The following is a 19,206-nucleotide window of genomic DNA, read 5'->3' as shown; positions in this document are numbered from 1 at the left end:
TTTGTCGCGGGGGTTGGGTTATTCGAGTTTGGGTTGGTCGGGCCTGCTTAGGCTTGCTCGGTGGCAGCGGGCTCGGGCTCGAAGATCTGCGCCCAGCCCTCTTGGCTGGTCAGGTGCGGGTGGGCCGCACGATAAGCATTGCGTAGCTCGTCAAAGCGGTTATAAACCTGCTTTTCCAGGCGCGCAAACTCCTTGACCAGTGCCAACATCTGACCGCGGTCACGCTTGCGGTAGAACACGCCCTTGCCATCAGCAGTGGTCACGGTCGCGCCGTCGATGCGGGAAAGGCTGAACCAACGAGCCTCGACAGGGGGGAGGTTCACCTGCGGTGCGTGGTGGTGACGGGCATCGGCAGGCTTGGCGTTGTTCAACAGCCCCTTGGCGAGCGTGACGATTTTCGCCTTCTTGCTCAGCGGAATGCGCGTCAGGTCCGCCGGGCCGCCCGTTGCTGGGGGCAGCTCCGTGGCGGAGGGAACGACGACTGCGTCGGAGTAGTTCTTGCGCAGCTTCGCGATGCGCGGCAGGGAGGTATCCAGAATGTCGAAAAGCTGATCCGGGCCGGCCAGGAAGTCCTTCATCGCCTCAATATGCAGGGCGACGGTGGAGTATTCCAGGCACAGCAGGTGCTTGGCTGCAGCCTTGGCCAGGGAAGTCAGCAGGCCACGCGGGGAGCCCTCCAGCTGCATAGCTGCCACGATCAGGCGATTGCGGATGTGGAAATAAGCCTGCCAGTCGATAGCATCGTCCTTGTTTGCCCAGGCCATGTGCCAAATTGCAATGCCCGGCCAGGAGGCCGTGGGGAAGCCAGCGTCCTTTGCGCGCAGGCCGTACTCGGCGTCATCCCACTTGATAAAGAGCGGCAGGGGCTGGCCAATACGATCAGCGACAAAGCGCGGGATCAGGCACATCCACCAGCCGTTGTAATCAACGTCGATGCGGCGGTGCAGATCCTTGGAGTTCTCCGCGTTGTTTGGGGTGCCGTAGCCCTTGTTGATCACGTCCCGGGCCACAGGCGCGATGGGCTGACCTGCCGCATTGTGGGCAGTGCCATCGCCCAGGTCGCGGAGCGGGTGGCGGTAAAAATCGTGAGTGTAGTGGGTGTGCGGTGCGGCACCCCACATAAATACGTCGCGGTGGACGACCTCGCCCATGCTGTGCAGGTAGCTGCGCTCCTGGAGGTCCAGCATCTGGCCGCCGATCAGCATCGGAGACTTCGCGTAGCGAGCGGCCGCCAGGGCACGCAATACGCTATCGGGCTCGATGGCGATGTCGTCGTCCATGTACAGGATGTACGGGCTGGTGGTGCCGCGCTCGGGGTGGCGAGCCTCGTACATGATGCGGGAGTAGCCACCGGAGCCGCCGAGGTTGCCCTGGCTGACAATGCGCAGACGGTCGCCGAAGTGCTCTGCAACCTCGTCGAAGTCCGGCTCGTCGGCGGGGTGCTTGTCGCCCTGGTCGGGCATGATGATGGCCTCGATGCGACCGTCAACCTCCGGGTCGGAAGCCAGCGCGTGCAGCGCAGCCACAGCGTCCGTCGGACGGTTGAAGGTCGGGATGCCGATGGTGACGCTTGGCTCGGTGACCGGCAGCGTTTCGCCCTCGAAGGTCTGCTCGCCGGCCTCGACGGTGGCAAACCAACCTGCTGAGTGCAGGCGGGTTTCCTTCTCACAGGTCAGGTCGAACCAGATCCAGCCGCCATCTTCGAACGGGGCCAGGGAGATGGTGAACTCGGCGATACCGTGGCCGTTCTCGTCGGTTTCGATCTGGGCTCCCTCGATACCAATGCGGGAGCCGTCGTACTTGGAGCGGTACAGGTCTACGCGTGCCTCACCGGTGATCTCGATACGAAGCTTGACCTCGTCCAGCTGGGACCAGCGGCGCCAGTAGGAGGCGGGGAAGGCATTGAAGTAGGTCTCGAAAGAAATCTCACTGCCTGCGGGAAGAATCGCCTCGGTACGGGAAACGGCGTTGACGCGGCCAGGGGTGGTGGCCTCGTTCTCCACGATGTACAGCGAGCGCACATTGCGGGGCTCGCCACGCTTCGGCAGCAGGATGCGCGCCAAGCGGGTGGCGTCGAACTGAGAATCGGACTGGGCTTTCACTGGCTGAGCGTTCATACGCTGAACACAGACCTCCGCATAGGAATTAAAGACATTGGAATATATCCGATTATCCATGAAAGCCGGGCGCAAGGGCTTGCGCGACACAGCCCCAGTTCAGCCCAAGTTGGACTCTTAGCCGAGGAGCGCACGCTTAGCAGCTGATAACTTCACACCTAACATAACACTGTGGGATGTTAAGCGGGAAGCTAGGTGTTATGCTGTCGCTGCACCCTCATCTAGCTGCAGTTTTCCACTCTTTTCCACTATCTACCAGGGTTCTTCCGATCTTCGAGCATTCGATAACACTGCTTCGGGCTCCGCGCAGGTTCCGTGCGCTCTACCAAACCTTCACCAATCAGAGCATTGACTGCTTTTTGAACAGCTGTCCGGCTCAACTGGGTTTTCCCTACAATTTCGCTAGTCGAAGAAGAGGACCCTTCTTTTAGAATTGCCAAAACATGGTCCCGCGCCGTTGTATACCTCTCCTGGGTAGCAACCCGCCGACGGTGGAATATTATTGTGAAACTACCAAGCCGATTAATGTACTCAGGTTTTGGCATAAGAGCGTCTTCCAAGGACTGATTAATCGTTGCGATACCCGTACCACGATTTTCCGCCACGTGCCCCGCCTGATTCCCTTCACCCGGCAGGGACACTTCCTCCAAGAAACTTGAAATCCGTTGATTACGAGTGGAGCTAACCCCGGGTTCCCCCAAATGACGAACCGTTACACCACCATATAGGCCGCCTGGACTTGTAATCTCTAGCCGATCTATAAACATATTGATCTGCACCTGACTCCCTTGAGCTGATGGCGAGTAATCTCGGTGCATCAGCGCGTTCACTAAAGCCTCACGTACGGCAATTGGCGGATAGTCAGGAAGATCGGTCCGAAACTTTTCACTAATCATGGCCCCAGTGCGCATATTCCGCTTGACTATATCGACACCGGCGTCAACAAGTTCGGGGATAGTCCCCGTCAGCCTTGCACTGTCGAGAAGCCTCAAACCAGTGGTTACGCTACCTGTACTTGCCCCTGGAAAGAGCGCAAATGTAACAGTCAAGCGTGGGAAGAACTCTTGAGGGTAGTCCCCCATGACCAACAAGGCAGCCAAGGTCGCACTCCCATCCTTGGTGATTCTGAGCCTTCTTAGCGCTACTTCACGACCTTCTTTGAAAGTCTTGGGGCGCTGCCGCTGCTGCACCTGCAGATATTCTCCGAGCACCTCTGGATCTAGATCCTCTACAGTGGCCTCGGGAACTGGCCTTTCGTCCCATTTTTGCTGGGTATGCTCTTCGAGAAGCTTGTCGATTTCGTAATTTGAAAGCTTGGTATCCCCCTCCCCCGTACGAATGTAGCTTCCTCCGTATCGGCCTTGATCCGTTACGTAGCAAGGTTTGTCGAAGGGGCTGAATTCCTCCAGTTCCGCCGCGACGATACGGCCTCCTTCAAAAGGAAGCACCGATATTTGCGGTCGCACTGGTGGCGTCACTTGCCTGCAGCGCGTCTCTAGCGCATCCTGCGCTTTGAGAGCATCGAATTTGTCTACTGGAACAAATCCAGCATTTTCGTCAAGCCCGACAATGATGAGACCGCCACCAGCATTAGCAAAGGCACTCAGAGTTTCACGAATGCTCTTGCCGACGTTGCCCTTAACCTCAACAGCTTGAGTGTCTGAACCTACCAGACGTAGATTCGCGACGATTTCCTTCAAAGAACCTTCGTCCATGGTGGCTCCACCTAAATCAACTTCCCACTCATCTTCACACCTAACATAACACTGTGGGATGTTAGGTGGGAAGCTAGGTGTTATGCTTCTCTTCTCATTCAGTGCAAGAATGACAGAACTCGCCGCAAGAAGCCTGCACTGTTTCACATTGGTGAAGCTGTGAACAGATCCTGCGGAGGCAGAATGACTTTGTTTCAGTTCTGTGCATAAAGGGGCGGCGTCAGATCCTGAGATTCCTGGGCTCCGCGCCAGGTAATAACCGCGCCGGCTGTCGCGATCAGGACGATGCCCATCACCATGGACCAAGTGAGCTGGTCTCCGGAAAAAGCCCAGCCCAGGATTGCTCCGATCACAGGATCCAGCGCGAAGAGCGTGCCGACAACCGCCGCCGAGACAATTCCAGCAGCGATCGTATCCACTACATAGGGAACAACGGCGCCGATGAAACCAGAGATGACAATGATGCCCCACATCGAGCCGTCAACATGCGGCACCGCCGGGACAGAGAACGGTGCGAGCACGAGTGCAGCGACGACCACAGACAGCGCCAGATCCGGCATGCCACCACCCTCGGTTTTGCCAACGCGGGCAGCAAACAGCGTGTAGGCGCCGAAGAAAACCGCACCGACAGCGCCGAATCCAATACCGATGATGTCCAGGTCATTGGAGGGTTGCGCGATCAGAGCAACGCCAACAAACGCAGCGATGGCCCACATACGGGAGCGCCACATGGTCAGCCCCAGAAAAGACACGACGCAGGGGCCAAGGAAGTCAATGGTCACCGCAACGCCCTGGGGCAGGCGGGCGATGGCTGCGTACACCATCATGTTCATCATGCCAATGGCGATGCCGTAGACCACGATGTTGAGGGCGCGGGTGCGCGTCATGCCAGACAGCTTCGGGCGGAAGATGACCACCATGATGACTGCGGCGGCGGTCATACGCAGGCCCGATACGCCCGGCGCACCGACCGTAGAAAGCATGTCTGTGACCAGTACCGCCGCGGTTTGGGTGCCGATCGAGCCGATGAGAACCAGGAGGACCGGTGCCACTGGCAGGGTGAGGAACTTGCTCACTCGCCGCGGCGATGGCTCTTGCTGGCTTTCCTTTGTTTGGGTTTTCTCACGCGGCACTCGTGCAATATTAGTGCAGCAAAGTACGGTGCCATCGTTCGAGCCAACAGGTCTAGTCACCGACGATTAGGCGCAAACCCTCACGAAGGTCTCCGACAATGCGATCTGCGTCCGTTACGGGGGCCCGCAGATTATCAAGAGTTAAACCGTTGACGAGTGCTGTGATCAATCGCCCTCTAAGAGCAGCGTGATCCATGCCATCAAGTACCTTTGTGACAGCTCCTTGAAAATAGCGGAGAACTTGATCGTAGAGGTCGGCCATCCAATCACGTGTGGCCGATGCCGAGCCATACGTAACCCACATCGCGGCGTCTTCGGACCGTTCGCCCCCGAGAGGGAGAAGCTCAGCAAACCTCACTACATGCGCCTCCAACCTGTCGTCTGGCACTGATACTTCTTTCAGACGAGCGGTTTGCCGTTGAAAGGAGCGAATGAACGCGTGAGCAAGCAGAATTTCCTTGTTGGGAGCGTGGTATTGCACAGATCCCGGGGCAAATCCGGACTCTTTAGCGACTTCGCGCACGCTTACCGCATCGAGACCTCTGGAAGCAATGATTCTTATGGTCGCATCCGCGATAAGAGCTGATGATTCTGAGAACTGATGATCCAACGAAACATTTTCCATGATTGCACACCAGCCTAGCCTGTCATACACTCGTACGAGCACCATACAATCGTACGACACATTGGAGTACCAATGGGATCAGTCATTGCAGTCTTTGGATTGGCACTACTCGACAGTCTGAGCATCGGCACGCTCGTGATTCCCCTCGCACTCATCATTCGATGGCGCACGGTGAAAACCCCCGCCCTGACGGTCTATCTATCTACAGTCGCAGCCGTTTACTTCCTCTTGGGCATAGCCATACTGCTCGGCTTCTCGGGTCTAAGTACCTTCCCCAAGCAATTCACACAGACCAGCTTCTTCCCATGGATAACTCTGATACTCGGCGTCGCCCTTGCCGGCTTCGGAGTCTTTGCACGCACCCCGCGAAAGCCGAATCCGGGAGAAATGCCAAAACAGGTACCGAACCCCCGAAACGGTGTGTCCGGAATGCTCGCTCTCGGACTCGGCGCGTCGCTCACTGAAGCTGCGACGATGCTCCCTTACATCGCCGCCATGGGCATTATCAGCAGCTGGGACGTATCGCCAGTCGCTAAGGCCTCAACCGTGGGAATCTACTGCCTAGTCATGGTTATTCCCGCACTCACTTTTGTAGCCCTTGCACTGGCATTCAAAGAAAAGGTTCTTCCTCTACTCGAACGTATTGCCCCTCGAATGGAATACGAGGCAAAAGTGACGTTACTGTGGGTCGCCGCGATTGTCGGAATCTACATGGTAGTGAACAGCATTGGCATGCTGAATCTAGGAGCCTAATCGGCCCCACTTGTCGCCTATGGCCCCTACCTCACTAATCGCCTTAGTGCCCGCGCTCCTGCTCGATCGCCTGGCCATCGTTGAAGTACGGCGCCAGCTTGTTGTCGTACATCGACAGCGCAGCGCCGATGGCCATGTGCATGTCCAGGTACTGGTAGGTTCCCAGGCGGCCGCCGAACAGCACCTTGTTCTGTGCGGCTTCCTCAGCGGCCAGCTTGCGGTAGGCCTCCAGCTTCTCGCGGTCCTCCGGAGTGTTGATCGGGTAGTACGGCTCGTCGCCCTCCTCCGCGAAGCGGGAGAACTCCTTCATGATGACCGTCTTGTCATTCGGGTACTTGTCGCCCCGCTCCGGGTGGAAGTGGCGGAACTCGTGGATGCGGGTGTAGGGGAACTCGGCATCGTTGTAGTTCATCACCGGGGTGCCCTGGAAATCACCGGTGTTCAGCACCTCGGTCTCGAAGTCGAGGGTGCGCCAGCCCAGGTGGCCTTCGGCGTAGTCGAAGTAGCGGTCCAGCGGGCCGGTGTACACCACGGGCGCGTCCGGGTTGGCTGCGCGGATCTCATCGCGGATCTCGAACCAGTCGGTATCCAGGCGCACCTCGATCTTCTCGTCGGCTGCCATGTTCTCCAGCCACGCGGTGTAGCCTTCCACCGGCAGGCCCTCGTAGGTGTCGTTGAAGTAGCGGTTGTTGAAGGTGTAGCGCACCGGCAGGCGGGAGATGTTGGAAGCGGGCAGGTCCTTCGGGTCGGTCTGCCACTGCTTGGCGGTGTAGTCGCGCACAAAAGCCTCGTACAGCGGGCGACCGATCAGGGAAATTCCCTTTTCCTCCAGGTTCTTCGCCTCTGCTGGATCCAGCCCGTCGGTCTGGTCCTTAATCAGCTGGCGTGCCTCATCCGGGCTGTAGTACTTGCCGAAGAACTGGTTGATTAGACCCAGCCCCATCGGGAACTGGTAGGCCGTGCCCTTGTGCATGGCAAACACGCGGTGCTGATAGTCGGTGAAATCGGTGAATTGATTGACGTAATCCCACACGCGCTTGTTGGAGGTGTGGAACAGGTGCGCACCGTACTTGTGGACCTCGATGCCCGTTTCCGGCTCGGCCTCGGAGTATGCATTGCCGCCGATGTGGGCTCGCTTCTCCACCACCAGCACGTTCTTGCCGGCCTGGGTTGCCGCGCACTCGGCCACGGTGAGGCCGAAGAAGCCGCTGCCGACAACGATGAGGTCGTAGTTCTGTCCGCTGTGTGTCTGCTCAGTCATGTCTGCCAGGGTACCGCGCTCACTCGTGGTTGTTTGGGCACGACGCCACCTCGGTGTGCCGCCCGGCTAATGGCCTCAAGCTAGCGGTTTTTAAACCCGACCCAGTCGGGAAGCGTATTCACCCAGTCCGCCAACCAGGGTTCCGCCAAGCTAAGCATTCCGGTGTTCCACATGATCCAGAAGATGCCCGTGAACACCACGGCACAGCCCAGCAAGAAGATCACTAGGATCAGGGCTTTCATACCCTTGCCTTGGCGCTTCCAATACTCCTCAGCGCTGTCGTATTTCCGCAGTCCATAGTCCAGCAGCCGGTTAGGCCAGGCCAGTTCGAAGGAGAGCACCCCGATGCCGAAGAAAAGTAGGAACCACCCCGGCCCGGGCGTAGGGATGATGAGGATGCCGACGACCACAAATAGCCAGCCCGCCAGGAGGGTCAGCGGACGAACTAGGAAACCATAGCTGCGCTTTTTCAGCCCCTCGTGATGTACCTGCAGTTCGGAAACTTTCCGACGGACGTTTTCGCTCAGCTTCGACATGGGACTAGAACCACCGCTCAAGTACGGCGGCTACACCGTCCTCATCATTGGTCAGGGTGACTTCATCGGCGATGCCCTTCAAGGACTCCTCGGCATTGCCCATGGCCACCCCGTGGCCGGCCCATGAGAGCATTTCTGTGTCGTTCGGCATGTCCCCAAAAGCGATGGCCTGAGAGGCTTCCACCCCGATCTGTTCCGCTATCCACTCCAACGCGGAGCGCTTGGAGATCCCCGCCGCCGCGACCTCGACCAGCCCACCTTCATAGCTGTATGTCGCTTTCGCTTGGGTGGCGTCAATAAAAGGACTCACCGCGGCGTAGAGTTCGGCAGAGGTACGGCGGGGGTCGCGCACCAGCAGCTTCACCACCGGGGTGGCCGCGAGTTCGTCAATATTCTGTACGGCGTGCTCGGTGGAGTCCCAGGCATGGTCATAGCCGGGAGAGACGGAAAAGAGCTCGTCGGCGCGGTCAAAAGCGCTGGTACCGGCCCGCTCGACGGCGAACCCCACGCCGGGAACAGCCTCGGCGAGCTGATCAATAAGTGCCCTCACCAGGGCGGGCTTGAGGGTTGCGGCGTGCAGTATCTGATCCCGGTTGGCGTCATAAATAATGGCGCCATTGGCACAGGCGCAGACGGGACGGACAGGCAGCTGCTCGAAGACGGGCATGAGCCAGCGTGGCGGTCGGCCGGTCGCAAGGGTAAACACGGTGCCCTGGTGCAGCATCGAGTTCACTGCGCGACGCATGCGCTGCGAGACTCGCTCCCTGCTGTTTAGTAGAGTGCCGTCAACGTCGCTGACAACCAGCAACGGGGATTCCTGCATTTCTCCGTCCTATTTTTTGCGTAGACGCTTAAGGCGCTGACGCAGAGGAACCAAAACCTTGTTAACGCCAGTGGCCTCGTCACGCTCGCGTGCCTCGGACGCTGCCCGGCGTTCAGCTTCGGCCTTCTCCTGGGCGCGCTTTTCCTTGCGGGCGGCAGCGTCTGCGCGATCCTGAACAGTGGCGTCTTCCAAGGTAGGGGCACTGCCACCCAGGACCGCGGGCACCCAGAACTCGCCCTTGGGCATGGGGCCGAAGCGCTCCTCCCAGCGGTCACGGGTAAAGTCCAACTGCTCGACCATGGTCTGGTGCAGAAGCGCCGTGGTAGCCTCCGCATCATCGGTGACTTCGATCGGCTTACCGACGGTAATCACCAGCTCAGTTTTCTTGGGCTTCCAGATCGGCTTACGCTCCTTCGTCCACACGCGCTGTGAACCCCAGATCGTCAACGGGATCAGGGGCACGTCAGCTGCATGGGCAATGCGGGCTGCACCCTGGCGGAACTCCTTGACCTCGAAGGAACGAGAAATAGTGGCCTCCGGGAAGATACCCACCAAATCACCGGCGCGCAGCTGCTTAATGGCCTGGTCGACTGAGCCTTGTCCATCGGCACGATCCACTGGAATGTGGTGATAAGAGCTCATCAGCATTCCCACACCCTTGACGTCGAAGATCTCCTTCTTCGCCATGAAGCGCACCAGGCGGCCACCGCGTACATGTGCCGGAACGCCACCGTAGGTGAAGTCCCAATAGCCCGTGTGATTCACGGCGATCATGGCGGGGCCATCGGCGGGAATATTCTCCGCACCGTAGACCGCGCAATCCAAGTTTTGCATGTAGCGGAACCACAGCTTGGCAATACCGATGGTCGGGAAACCATAGGGGAATTCCTTGGCCTCTTTGTGGCCGGTGGTTACTGGCTGGTAGCCATCGGGAAAGCTGAAGCTATCGAGCAACGACATGGGTGGCGGTTACCTCTCCTGGAAGTCTAAAGCGCTTTAGGCGCCGGATTCTTTAGGCTTCAGAATATCTTTACCAACGAAAGGACGCAGAGCCTTCGGCACCACCACGGAGCCATCGGCCTGCTGGTGGTTCTCCAAAATAGCCACCAGCCAGCGGGTTGTAGCCAGGGTGCCGTTCAGGGTGGCGGCGGTTTGCGCCTTGCCGTCGGCATCGCGGTAGCGGGTCTTTAGACGGCGCGCCTGGAAAGTGGTGCAGTTGGAGGTACTGGTCAGCTCGCGATAGGTCTGTTGGGTGGGAACCCAAGCCTCCGTGTCGAACTTGCGGGCAGCCGAGGAACCTAGGTCGCCACCGGCGACGTCGATCACGCGGTAGGGCACCTCGATGGCAGCCAGCATTTCGCGTTCCATGGCCAGCAATTGCTGGTGGATTTCGGTGGCCTCCTCCGGCTTGCAATAAACGAACATTTCGACCTTGTCGAACTGGTGCACGCGGATAATGCCGCGGGTGTCCTTGCCATAGGAACCAGCCTCGCGACGGAAGCAGGAAGACCAACCGGCGTAACGCAGCGGACCGTCGGACAGGTTAATGATCTCCTCGGAGTGATAGCCGGCCAGCGCCACCTCAGAGGTGCCAACCAGGTACATATCGTCCTCTTCCAGACGATAAATCTCATCGGCGTGCGCACCCAGGAAACCGGTACCGGACATAACCTCCGGGCGCACCAGCACCGGTGGGATCATCAGCTTAAAACCATGCTCCACAGCCTTCTGGGCAGCCAATTGCAGCATGCCCAGCTGCAAAAGAGCACCGTCGCCGGTGAGGAAGTAGAAGCGAGCGCCAGAAACTTTGGTGCCACGCTTCATGTCGATCAGCCCCAGAGACTCGCCAAGCTCCAGGTGATCCTTTGGCTCGAAGTCGAACTGTGGCGGCTCACCCACCACATCGAGGGTGACAAAGTCGTCCTCGCCGCCCGCTGGCGCGCCGTCTTCCACAATGTTGGAAATCTTCATCTGCAGGTCGTTGACGGCCTGCTCAGTCTTCGTCTGCTCCTCCTCCAACTTCTTGACGGAGTCGGCCTTCTTCTTGCCCTCCTCACGCAGAGCCTGCTTTTCCTCGTCAGAGGCAGAGCGCATCTTCTGCCCCATCTCCTTGGAGAAAGCCTTTTGCTCCGCGCGGGCAGCATCGGCGGCACTGATAGCCTCGCGGCGCTGTGCATCGGCTTCCAGCAGCTGGTCAACCAGTGCTGGGTCCTCCCCGCGAGTGCGCTGGGATTCTCGGACTACATCGGGGTTATCGCGCAGAAGCTTCAGATCAATCATGGTGTTTAGCTTAGCCGGTTCGGCTCCGCACTTGTCCGCCTAGTTCCCCCTGAGGCACAACCCCTACTAGACTAGCCTCGAAGTACCTAGCCTCAAGTAGCAGTCGAACCCGAGTCGGATTAGAGCGAGCCTTTCATGACCACCAGCGAAGCGAAGAATCAACGCAGAGCCCGCAGCATCACTGTCGCACTGTTCGCCGCCCTCTGCGGAGGTGTCAGCGCAGCTGCGTTCGCCTTGGTCGCGCCCGAGGGTAGCTCACCTTTGGTTCCCATTACTGATGAGAAGCAGGGCCAGCATGTCGACAACACCACCTTCACCCAGGCCAGCCACGGCGATTGTGTGAATTGGAAGCCCGGCGCGAACGGCGTAAACACCGAGTTCTCCACCGTCAACTGCGAGCAGCCCCACCGCTTCGAGGTCAGCTCTCGCGAAGATCTCAGCCAATACCCCACAAGCGAGTTTGGCCCGAACGCGAAGCAGCCGGACTTGAAGCGTCAAGAAGAACTAACCAATGAGCTCTGCTCCGGCCCCACGATGCAGTACCTCAAGGGAAAGCTCGATCCAGAGGGACGCTACTCAATCTCCCCCATCTTGCCGCCACAGTCCGCCTGGAATGACGGCGACCGCACGATGCTATGCGGTGTGATGGTGCCCGATTCGACCGGGCGCACTACAGAGACCACGGGTTTTGCGGCGAAGCAGGATCAGGCACGCTACTTCGAGAAGGATCGCTGTGTGCGGGTCGATGGCCAGCTGACCAATGAAGTGCCATGTACGGAAAACCACGCCTGGCAGGTAACCTCCGTGGTCAACCTAGGTACACAGTTCCCCGGCGCATGGCCGGACCTGAAGAAGCAGAATGAGTTCCTGAATAAGGTCTGCACCAAGGCCGCGCAGGACTACCTCGGTGGCGACGATGCGCTGTACAACTCCACGCTCACACCGTTCTGGAATACGCTCCAGCGCCAGTCCTGGGATGCCGGTTCCCGCACCGTGAATTGTGCGCTTACCTTTGGTCGCCCTGGTGGCGGCTTCGCGGCTCTCAATGGCGACGTGCGCAATAAGTTCACCATCGACGGCAAGGCTCCGGCCACCCCGCCGAAGCGGAATCCGCTGCGCCAGGATGCGAAGCCGGGCGAGGAGACGAAGCCGAGCGCTGCCCCCAGCGCGAACCCGACCCCAGCGCCCTAGGGTTCCTAAAGCCAATGGCCATTGACGTTTCTCCGGAGCGCTTCGAAGACCTCGTTGACTTGGGTTTAAGGCGCATCCCGCGCGAGCTGCTGGATAACGTCAGCAATGTCGCCATCGTCACGGAGGACTATAACCCCGAAAGCCCGCATATTCTGGGGCTTTATGAGGGCATCGCGCTTACTGAGCGCACCTCCGAGTACACCTCCGCCTTGCCGGACAAAATCACGATCTATCGTCATGCTCTAGAGGACATCTGCGATAGCGAGGAAGAGCTTATCGAGCAGGTCGCCATCACCGTCATTCACGAGCTTGGCCATCATTTCGGCATCGACGACGATCGCCTGCACGAACTCGGTTGGGGTTAGCGGCACCCGCCCCTGCCCTAAAGGGTGGCTTCGCCCCACCCCAGGATCTCGAAGGTTCCTTCCAGACTGTCGAGCACTCCGGCCTGCGACGCACTATTTACTGCAGCACTGTTTACTGCCGCGCTGTCTTGTTGGTCGCCCTTATTTTGTGACGCCCCAGGCCGCCCTTCTGCCACATCAGCCAACTCGGCAATGTTGTCTGGTACGCGGAGGGTGATGACATTGCCATTGGCCAGATAGTGCATGAAGGCCCATTCCGGATCCACCCCGCCCAGGAAGCGGGCGACCAGGCGAATCACGGCACCGTGGCTGACCAGAGCAATATCGCTGGGGTTCGCTGCCGTGTGGTTGTCGGCGAGCGCCCGCAGCAGTGTCGCAAGATATTCGCGCAGCACTTCTGCGCCGGAAAGTCCGTCCGGGACTACTTTATCCACCCGACCGAGCATCCACGTCCCCAGGATGGAGTGATAGGCCTCGTGGGAGTCCTCGTCGTTTTTCATCTCGTATCGTCCGGCAGGAATCTCCGATACCCGTGGTAGGCGCTGGAGTGAAGCCTTAATAGGATCCGCGGCCTTGTCGAGGGCTGTGGCGTCATCCAATGCCTCACCATGTGAGAACTCCGCGGGCACGAGCTCACCGCTGAAAGCACCGGCCACGCCCACGGCGGTCTGCTGTGCACGCGCGGCAAAGGAGGAGGCGATCTTTAAGCGCCCAGTACGTTCGTTGAGCCATCGACCTGCCTCGGCAGCTTGCTGCCATCCCAGGTCGGTGAGGCTGGCGCCCGGCAGTGCAGTGTCCAAAGCATGAATGGCATTGGAGGTTGTCTGGCCGTGCCTAACCAGGAAAAGCCGTGTCGATTGTGCCTGCGCCATTGGCTAGGTGCCCTTTCCGCCGCGTTTAAGTTCCTCGATCCACCTACTGGATTCAGCGTAGTTCGGCGGGGCACTGCCCGCATGACGGCGCAGCGGATAGCTGGAATGCGTTGCAGCCTCTGGCAACGGCTCGGCTGAGGGCCAGCTGCCCAGGAAACGCACCTCCTCAGCGCGGCGGTACAGGCCAGCCAGAGCTTCGGCGACTGCGTCGTCCTCGATATGGCCGACGACGCCGATATGGAAGACATAGTTTCCATTAGCCGCCCCTTCTCCCCTGGCCCCGGTGCGGCGGGGTCGCGAGCCGATGCGGGCCATATCCACCTGTCGGGTGGACAATTCCGCAATAGCGTCCAGCAAGCTGGAGGGCACATTCGGCAGCCAGAGGATCATGCCGCTACGGTCGTTCCCCGTGCGCGCGGTAGGTTTGCTGGGTTTTCCGACCAGAATGAATCGGGTCTGTGCACCCGCGACATCCGCCACACCCTCCGCCAGTGCATCTAGACCATGAATCTCGCCAGCACGGGCCGGGGCGGCGGCGGCATCAGCCCGCCCGGCCTTGACTGCAGCAGCAGCCGCTCCGTTGCTGGCGGCGGGGACAAAGTCGACGTCCGGCAGATTCTCGGCTACCCAATTGCGCACCTGTGCTTCGGCGACGGGGTGGGTGGTCAGAGTCTTAATATCTCGCAGCTCAGTACCAGGTTGTACCAGGATGGAAAACACGACCGGAACCAAAACCTCGCGGTAGATCTGCAGGGGTGTGCCGTAGGTCAGTGCGTCTTCCGTCTGCGACACCGGACCGTCAACCGAGCTTTCCAACGCCACGCACGCGAAATCGGCCTCTCCGTCACGCACCATGTCCAGCGCCGCCCGTGGCGAGACGACCGGAATTTCAGTGGCCTCCTCCGGCAGCGCACCGAGCTCTTTGAACTGCTTCAGTGCCTGCTCCGTGAAGGTGCCCTCAGGCCCTAAAAAGGCAACGCGTGCGGAAGAATCACTCATGCAACGCAGTCTAATGGAGACCCCCGCAGCCTCGGCGAGGGTGTAATCGCGTTGTGCCTGGCCGCTTCTTCCGCGGGGTATATCCTTGGGAATCAATGAACTGCACCTCCGACATCCTCAGCGAGCAAGGTGGCACTAGCACTTTTGCCACCCGCCTCGCCCGTGCCCGGCGCGACACGGGTCTTAACAACGCCCAACTGGGCGTCACCCGTGTCTACGACAACCCGCACGGCTATGACTTTCTGCGTGGCCACCCCGGCCTTCCTCTAAGCGGCGAGGAAGTACTAATCAAGGATCTGCAGCAAGTCGCAGGTGAAGTCACGACGATGGGGTCGGTGCACCATAGCTTTGTCGCGGACTATCACGATACGACCGCACACAGGCTACTGGCTGCCGGGGCAACGCTGGTTGGCGCCTCTGCTTCTGCCGAGTTTGGCACCACCGCTTACACCGAGCCGATTGGGATGCCCGAGCCGGTAAATCCGCTGCATCCGGGCATGATGGTCGGCGGCTCCTCCGGCGGCGCAGCGGTGGTTGTCGCCCGTGGATTGGTGAACATCGCCCATGCCACCGATGGTGGTGGCTCCATCCGCATCCCCGCGGCATGCTGTGGCCTGGCGGCGCTCAAGCCCGCCCACAATCACCAATTCGGCACTTTTTCGCCGGTAGCTCAAGGTTTTATCGCCGCGGATCTCCCGACTACCGCCCGTGCCTATGGCCTCCCCGCGCCCGACAACAGCACGCTGTACCGTTCTTCGCCGCTGCGTATCGGCTACACGAACCAGCCTTTCCACACTCGCAGTCGCGTCTCCCCCGACATTGCCGCAGCCACCGCCGCAGCCACTGCCCTAGCCACCACCCATCCGCTTGTCGAATCCGTCACGCAGGCGCCCGCTCCCTACCCGCCGGCTACCTTCCAGCTTTTCCGCGAGCTCATCGCCTCCCGCTGTGCGGATCTTCCCGGCAAACTATCGCCGATCACCGCGTGGCTGCGCGAGGAGGGTCGGCAGGTACCGGCATGGCGGCGTCAACAATTAGAAGAACAGATCATCGGCCTCGACCCACAGCGGGTATGGCCCGAGTTCGATATCGTCGCGACCCCGACCCTCGCGTGCGCGCCACCAACACCCGGTGCATTTTCGCAGTTCACACCAGTCGATAACTTTTGGGCGCAGACCGCCTGGACTCCCTGGGGCACTTTGTGGAACCTCACGGGCTGGGCCAGTGTCACCGTGCCGCTAGTCTCCCCGGAGCGCGTCCCTGGTCGTTGGCCCATCGCCCTCATGCTGGGTGCGGTGGGCAATCGGGTCAGCGCGGAGACATTGCTCTCGCTGGCGGCCTTTATTATGGACGCCACCTCACAGCTCCCCGTCGACAATCTCAGCGTTGCGGTTCCGGGCGATATCGAGGCATTGGATTTTCGCGCGAAGCCGGACAACCGCCACAGTCACGAACACGGTCACAGCCACAGCCACGGTCACAGTCATGAGCACTAGTACAAGCGACAATCGCACCGCGCTGCGCTGGGAAATCCTGCTTTTACTCGTTGTCACCTTCGGCACGAGCGGACTGCGGGCTATCGCGCGTCTTGTCGAGGCGGTGGTCAGCCCGGAGGCGCTCAACGAGCAGTCGACTACCCTGAACCGCACACAATCGGAACTACCGTGGTTGGATCCGATTCTGCAGCTGCTTTCCAGCGGGGCACTCTTCGCCTGGGGCGGGCTGGCAATGTTTCTGCTCATACGGCACCTGCCTACTCCCGCACTGGTGCGCACCTGGCGTCTAAAAACAGGCGATTGGCTCCACGGTGCGGGCCTGGCTGCGGTCATTGGCCTTCCTGGCCTGGCCTTCTATTTCGCCGCCGTGCACCTTGGGCTCTCCAAGCAGGTCGTTCCCAGTGGTCTGGACGACACATGGTGGCGTTTGCCGCTTCTAGTGGTGAACTCTTGGGCAAACGGTTTCGCGGAGGAACTGGTGGTCGTAGCCTGGCTAAGCACCCGTCTGAGACAGCTGCGCATCAGTTGGCCATGGGTCTTCGCCGCGTCCTCGCTGCTGCGGGGAAGCTATCACCTCTACCAGGGCTATTCCGCCGGAGTGGGCAACATCATCATGGGCGTGGTGTACCTCTGGTACTTCAAGAAGACGGGACGCATTTGGCCGCTAGTGATCGGCCACGGGCTGATCGATACCGTCGCATTCGTAGGCTATGCCACATTCTTCTAACTCAATCCGGCGCCGATTGACCAGTTATTATTGTGCCCATGAATTCTCGCGACAATTTCGGCTCCGGGCGCTCCGGCGAAGGTTCTGGCGCTAACAACCGTGCAAACGGCACGGAGATCGCCCGGGACCGGCACGGCAAGCCCCTTCTGGATCGCTATGGGCGACCCGTGCGTAGGGGCGTCATTCCTCCGAGCGCTACCGAGCCTCCCCGCCGCGAACAACCGAGCAGTCCGGAACAGCCCGAAAAGCCGCACTACCGCCGTGCCGAACCGTTGCCTCCGCGCGACAGCAGCCAGGAATACCAGGGCTACAGAGCCTCCCAGGACTACCAGCCCAGTCCATCCCAGCAGCCCCGACAGGGTCAGCCTTTCGGCGACCCGCAATTCGGTAACTACTCCGGTCGCTCTGCGCGTCCAGGCTCCCGCGAAATCCCGCGTCCTTCTCGACGCCCCCGCGGCCGCACCGCCCCGCGCCCCAAAAGGCGCAAGCGTTTCGGCTTCTTCAAGATTGTGGGAATGCTGCTGGCCATCGTTCTCGCGCTGAGCATCGGCGCTGCTGTGTGGGTGGATTCCAAGTTGCAGCGAATTGACGCCTTGCAGGATTATGACGGCCGCCTGGGCGGCACCTCCGGCACGAACTGGCTACTGGTGGGTTCGGACTCCCGCGCGGGGCTGAGCAAGGAAGACGGCGACCGCCTGATGGCCGGCGAGCTGAACGATTCGGTCGGCCGCACTGACACGATCATGGTGGTGCACATTCCTCGCTTCGGCGGACAAGCAACTATGCTCTCGCTGCCGCGCGACAGCTGGGTGGACATCCCCGGAAACGGAAAGAACAAGCTCAACCAGGCCTTTTCCATCGGTGGCCCGGCGCTTCTGCAGCAAACCGTGGAGCAGGCGACGGGTATCCACCTCGACCACTACGCAGAGGTTGGGTTTGGCGGTTTCGCCAATGTCGTTGACGCTGTCGGTGGCGTGGAGATGTGTCTGGATGAGCCGTTGGACGACCCCATGGCAGGCATTAAACTGCAGGCCGGATGCCAGGAGCTCGATGGGCCGACGGCGCTGGGTTATGTACGTTCCCGCTACACCTCTGCGCAGGGCGACCTGGATCGTGTGGAACGTCAGCGCAAGTTCTTGGCTGCGCTGTCGCAGAAAATCAAGTCGCCCGGCACGCTGCTCAACCCGTTTAGGAACCTAAAGGTTGCCGATTCCTTGAGCTCGAACATGAAGGTCAACGAGGGTGACCATGTGTGGCACCTCGCTTCGCTGGGAATGGCTATGGCCGGCGGTGCGAAGCAGGAGACGGTGCCGATCGCGGGCTACGAAGACACGTACGCCGGCAACGTCGCATTGTGGGACGATGCCGGCGCAGAGGAAATGTTTTCTCAGCTCCGATAGTGAGTCGGATAGCCGCTCTTAGCGGATGGTGACCTCGCGGGACTGGATGGTCTGCTTGGCCTTCTGCTCGTCGGCGGTCAGCGGAGTGTCCTTGGCCAGGGCTTCTTCGATCTTCGGATCCAGGGCCTCCAGGCCTTCCTTCCAGGACGCTGCCTCGCGGGTACGATCCAGATCCCACACCGGAACCAGGATGCCGTGGGTGCGGAACACACCGGCGAGCTTGGAGCCCTCACCCAGGTGCAGCTCACCAGCTGCGTGCAGGCGTGCCAGTGCATTGAGCAGCTGCTCTTCGCTCTCCTGGCGCACCCAGCGGATGTGTGCCTTGTCAGAGGGGTCAATCCACCATGCCGCGCCCTTGATGTTCGCGTCGATACGCTCGGAAGGTAGCACGGAATCGTTGGCACGCTGCAGGGTGGCAGCGATCTGCGGGTTGTTGCGGTTCTCCTCGGTCAGCCACCAACCGAAGTCCTGCGCAACGGTGATGTCCGCCTCGGTGTCCTTGTTCAGGATGTCCTCGAGGGCGGGCTCGGTGCCGTCGGACACGCCAACCTCCAGGGACTGTCCCGGCTCGGCCTGCTTCACCCAGTTCAGGGCATAAGCCAGGTCGCGGTTCGGGTTATCGCCCCGGCGCTGGGTCTGCAGCGCAACGAAGGCCTCCCCGCCGTCTTCCTCAGAACGGCGCAGGGCAGCAACAGCACCCGGCAGGACAGTAACGATGGAGATCTTGTGCTCCGCGTCCTTCACATCGGCAACGAAGTGCGCCGAGGGGACGAATTCCTGCAAGGCGATAAGATCGGCCTCCATGGCAAAACCATCGAAGGGGCGGGGATCCTTCTGCAGCTTCGCACGCTCGGCGGCGCGGGCAGCGAGCTTAGCCTGACGGCGGCTCATGCCCTCGGGCAGGTTCTCTTGG

General features: G+C 60.3%; 18 protein-coding genes. 6 read left to right on the top strand and 12 right to left on the bottom strand.

Annotation, left to right across the window (positions count from 1 at the left end):
• Positions 1-47 precede the first annotated feature (47 nt).
• From AC05K6_RS03155 to AC05K6_RS03140, 4 genes are all read right to left on the bottom strand, one after another.
• Complete coding sequence (locus AC05K6_RS03155; protein ID WP_293790473.1) at positions 48-2,117, bottom strand: glycosyltransferase; 2,070 nt, start codon at positions 2,115-2,117, stop codon at positions 48-50.
• Between the two features lie 248 nt (positions 2,118-2,365).
• A complete protein-coding gene (locus tag AC05K6_RS03150; RefSeq protein WP_476727745.1) occupies positions 2,366-3,832 on the bottom strand; it encodes an ATP-binding protein in 1,467 nt (488 codons plus the stop codon).
• A 194-nt stretch (positions 3,833-4,026) separates the two neighbouring features.
• The gene (locus AC05K6_RS03145) at positions 4,027-4,965 is read right to left on the bottom strand and encodes an EamA family transporter (protein WP_476727744.1); all 939 of its coding nucleotides are present in this window, start codon (positions 4,963-4,965) and stop codon (positions 4,027-4,029) included.
• A gap of 52 nt (positions 4,966-5,017) precedes the next feature.
• Positions 5,018-5,590, bottom strand: a complete 573-nt coding sequence (locus tag AC05K6_RS03140) for a TetR/AcrR family transcriptional regulator (protein WP_448306831.1) — start codon at positions 5,588-5,590, stop codon at positions 5,018-5,020.
• A gap of 72 nt (positions 5,591-5,662) precedes the next feature.
• Between AC05K6_RS03140 and AC05K6_RS03135 the strand changes: the two genes are divergently transcribed.
• Positions 5,663-6,343 (top strand): GAP family protein, encoded by a 681-nt coding sequence (locus tag AC05K6_RS03135; protein ID WP_448306829.1) that lies wholly within the window; start codon positions 5,663-5,665, stop codon positions 6,341-6,343.
• A 43-nt stretch (positions 6,344-6,386) separates the two neighbouring features.
• Here AC05K6_RS03135 and glf read toward each other — a convergent pair whose 3' ends face one another.
• From glf to serS, 5 genes are all read right to left on the bottom strand, one after another.
• Entirely contained in the window at positions 6,387-7,604 is a 1,218-nt protein-coding gene (glf, locus tag AC05K6_RS03130; RefSeq protein ID WP_476727743.1) for a UDP-galactopyranose mutase, read from the bottom strand.
• An 80-nt stretch (positions 7,605-7,684) separates the two neighbouring features.
• Complete coding sequence (locus AC05K6_RS03125) at positions 7,685-8,140, bottom strand: TIGR02611 family protein (protein ID WP_476727742.1); 456 nt, start codon at positions 8,138-8,140, stop codon at positions 7,685-7,687.
• A 4-nt stretch (positions 8,141-8,144) separates the two neighbouring features.
• A complete protein-coding gene (locus AC05K6_RS03120) occupies positions 8,145-8,963 on the bottom strand; it encodes an HAD family hydrolase (RefSeq protein WP_293790448.1) in 819 nt (272 codons plus the stop codon).
• Between the two features lie 9 nt (positions 8,964-8,972).
• Positions 8,973-9,923, bottom strand: a complete 951-nt coding sequence (locus AC05K6_RS03115; RefSeq protein ID WP_476727741.1) for a lysophospholipid acyltransferase family protein — start codon at positions 9,921-9,923, stop codon at positions 8,973-8,975.
• Positions 9,924-9,959: 36 nt separating this feature from the next.
• Positions 9,960-11,243: a serine--tRNA ligase gene (gene serS / locus AC05K6_RS03110; RefSeq protein ID WP_476727740.1), complete on the bottom strand. Its 1,284-nt coding sequence runs from the start codon at positions 11,241-11,243 to the stop codon at positions 9,960-9,962.
• A 135-nt stretch (positions 11,244-11,378) separates the two neighbouring features.
• Here serS and AC05K6_RS03105 point away from each other — a divergent pair, with 135 nt between their 5' ends.
• A complete protein-coding gene (locus AC05K6_RS03105; RefSeq protein ID WP_476727739.1) occupies positions 11,379-12,434 on the top strand; it encodes a septum formation family protein in 1,056 nt (351 codons plus the stop codon).
• Between the two features lie 14 nt (positions 12,435-12,448).
• A complete protein-coding gene (locus AC05K6_RS03100; protein ID WP_293790437.1) occupies positions 12,449-12,799 on the top strand; it encodes a metallopeptidase family protein in 351 nt (116 codons plus the stop codon).
• A gap of 17 nt (positions 12,800-12,816) precedes the next feature.
• On the opposite strand, the gene AC05K6_RS03095 is transcribed toward AC05K6_RS03100, so the two are convergent.
• Both AC05K6_RS03095 and pheA read right to left on the bottom strand, forming a co-directional pair.
• Entirely contained in the window at positions 12,817-13,671 is an 855-nt protein-coding gene (locus AC05K6_RS03095) for a histidine phosphatase family protein (RefSeq protein ID WP_476727738.1), read from the bottom strand.
• Between the two features lie 3 nt (positions 13,672-13,674).
• On the bottom strand, positions 13,675-14,670 hold the full coding sequence (pheA, locus tag AC05K6_RS03090; protein WP_476727737.1) for a prephenate dehydratase: 996 nt from the start codon (positions 14,668-14,670) through the stop codon (positions 13,675-13,677).
• A 95-nt stretch (positions 14,671-14,765) separates the two neighbouring features.
• Between pheA and AC05K6_RS03085 the strand changes: the two genes are divergently transcribed.
• From AC05K6_RS03085 to AC05K6_RS03075, 3 genes are read left to right on the top strand one after another with little or no spacing between them, the layout of a single operon-like run.
• The gene (locus AC05K6_RS03085; RefSeq protein ID WP_476727883.1) at positions 14,766-16,166 is read left to right on the top strand and encodes an amidase family protein; all 1,401 of its coding nucleotides are present in this window, start codon (positions 14,766-14,768) and stop codon (positions 16,164-16,166) included.
• Positions 16,156-16,893, top strand: a complete 738-nt coding sequence (locus AC05K6_RS03080) for a CPBP family intramembrane glutamic endopeptidase (RefSeq protein WP_476727736.1) — start codon at positions 16,156-16,158, stop codon at positions 16,891-16,893. Before AC05K6_RS03085 ends, AC05K6_RS03080 begins: the two co-directional genes overlap by 11 nt.
• A 38-nt stretch (positions 16,894-16,931) precedes the next feature.
• Positions 16,932-18,293 carry an LCP family protein gene (locus AC05K6_RS03075; RefSeq protein ID WP_476727735.1) on the top strand — a complete coding sequence of 454 codons (1,362 nt, stop codon included), beginning with the start codon at positions 16,932-16,934 and terminating at the stop codon, positions 18,291-18,293.
• A gap of 18 nt (positions 18,294-18,311) precedes the next feature.
• On the opposite strand, the gene AC05K6_RS03070 is transcribed toward AC05K6_RS03075, so the two are convergent.
• Complete coding sequence (locus tag AC05K6_RS03070; RefSeq protein WP_476727882.1) at positions 18,312-19,184, bottom strand: DUF5926 family protein; 873 nt, start codon at positions 19,182-19,184, stop codon at positions 18,312-18,314.
• Between the last annotated feature and the right edge of the window lie 22 nt (positions 19,185-19,206).

The sequence above is a fragment of the Corynebacterium sp. TUM25020 genome, assembly GCF_056388495.1.
The sequence above is the reverse complement of the archived record's forward strand: the minus strand, read 5'-3'. Positions and strand labels throughout refer to the sequence as shown.

What these genes read in the sequence shown, in the direction of transcription:
- AC05K6_RS03115 (WP_476727741.1), bottom strand. Translation starts at nt 9,923, where the DNA reads ATGTCGTTGCTCGATAGCTTCAGCTTTCCCGATGGCTACCAGCCAGTA.
- AC05K6_RS03125 (WP_476727742.1), bottom strand. Translation starts at nt 8,140, where the DNA reads ATGTCGAAGCTGAGCGAAAACGTCCGTCGGAAAGTTTCCGAACTGCAG.
- serS (WP_476727740.1), bottom strand. Translation starts at nt 11,243, where the DNA reads ATGATTGATCTGAAGCTTCTGCGCGATAACCCCGATGTAGTCCGAGAA.
- AC05K6_RS03150 (WP_476727745.1), bottom strand. Translation starts at nt 3,832, where the DNA reads ATGGACGAAGGTTCTTTGAAGGAAATCGTCGCGAATCTACGTCTGGTA.
- AC05K6_RS03120 (WP_293790448.1), bottom strand. Translation starts at nt 8,963, where the DNA reads ATGCAGGAATCCCCGTTGCTGGTTGTCAGCGACGTTGACGGCACTCTA.
- AC05K6_RS03100 (WP_293790437.1), top strand. Translation starts at nt 12,449, where the DNA reads ATGGCCATTGACGTTTCTCCGGAGCGCTTCGAAGACCTCGTTGACTTG.
- AC05K6_RS03085 (WP_476727883.1), top strand. Translation starts at nt 14,766, where the DNA reads ATGAACTGCACCTCCGACATCCTCAGCGAGCAAGGTGGCACTAGCACT.
- AC05K6_RS03105 (WP_476727739.1), top strand. Translation starts at nt 11,379, where the DNA reads ATGACCACCAGCGAAGCGAAGAATCAACGCAGAGCCCGCAGCATCACT.
- AC05K6_RS03080 (WP_476727736.1), top strand. Translation starts at nt 16,156, where the DNA reads ATGAGCACTAGTACAAGCGACAATCGCACCGCGCTGCGCTGGGAAATC.
- AC05K6_RS03140 (WP_448306831.1), bottom strand. Translation starts at nt 5,590, where the DNA reads ATGGAAAATGTTTCGTTGGATCATCAGTTCTCAGAATCATCAGCTCTT.
- AC05K6_RS03075 (WP_476727735.1), top strand. Translation starts at nt 16,932, where the DNA reads ATGAATTCTCGCGACAATTTCGGCTCCGGGCGCTCCGGCGAAGGTTCT.
- AC05K6_RS03135 (WP_448306829.1), top strand. Translation starts at nt 5,663, where the DNA reads ATGGGATCAGTCATTGCAGTCTTTGGATTGGCACTACTCGACAGTCTG.
- AC05K6_RS03095 (WP_476727738.1), bottom strand. Translation starts at nt 13,671, where the DNA reads ATGGCGCAGGCACAATCGACACGGCTTTTCCTGGTTAGGCACGGCCAG.
- glf (WP_476727743.1), bottom strand. Translation starts at nt 7,604, where the DNA reads ATGACTGAGCAGACACACAGCGGACAGAACTACGACCTCATCGTTGTC.
- AC05K6_RS03155 (WP_293790473.1), bottom strand. Translation starts at nt 2,117, where the DNA reads ATGAACGCTCAGCCAGTGAAAGCCCAGTCCGATTCTCAGTTCGACGCC.
- pheA (WP_476727737.1), bottom strand. Translation starts at nt 14,670, where the DNA reads ATGAGTGATTCTTCCGCACGCGTTGCCTTTTTAGGGCCTGAGGGCACC.
- AC05K6_RS03070 (WP_476727882.1), bottom strand. Translation starts at nt 19,184, where the DNA reads ATGAGCCGCCGTCAGGCTAAGCTCGCTGCCCGCGCCGCCGAGCGTGCG.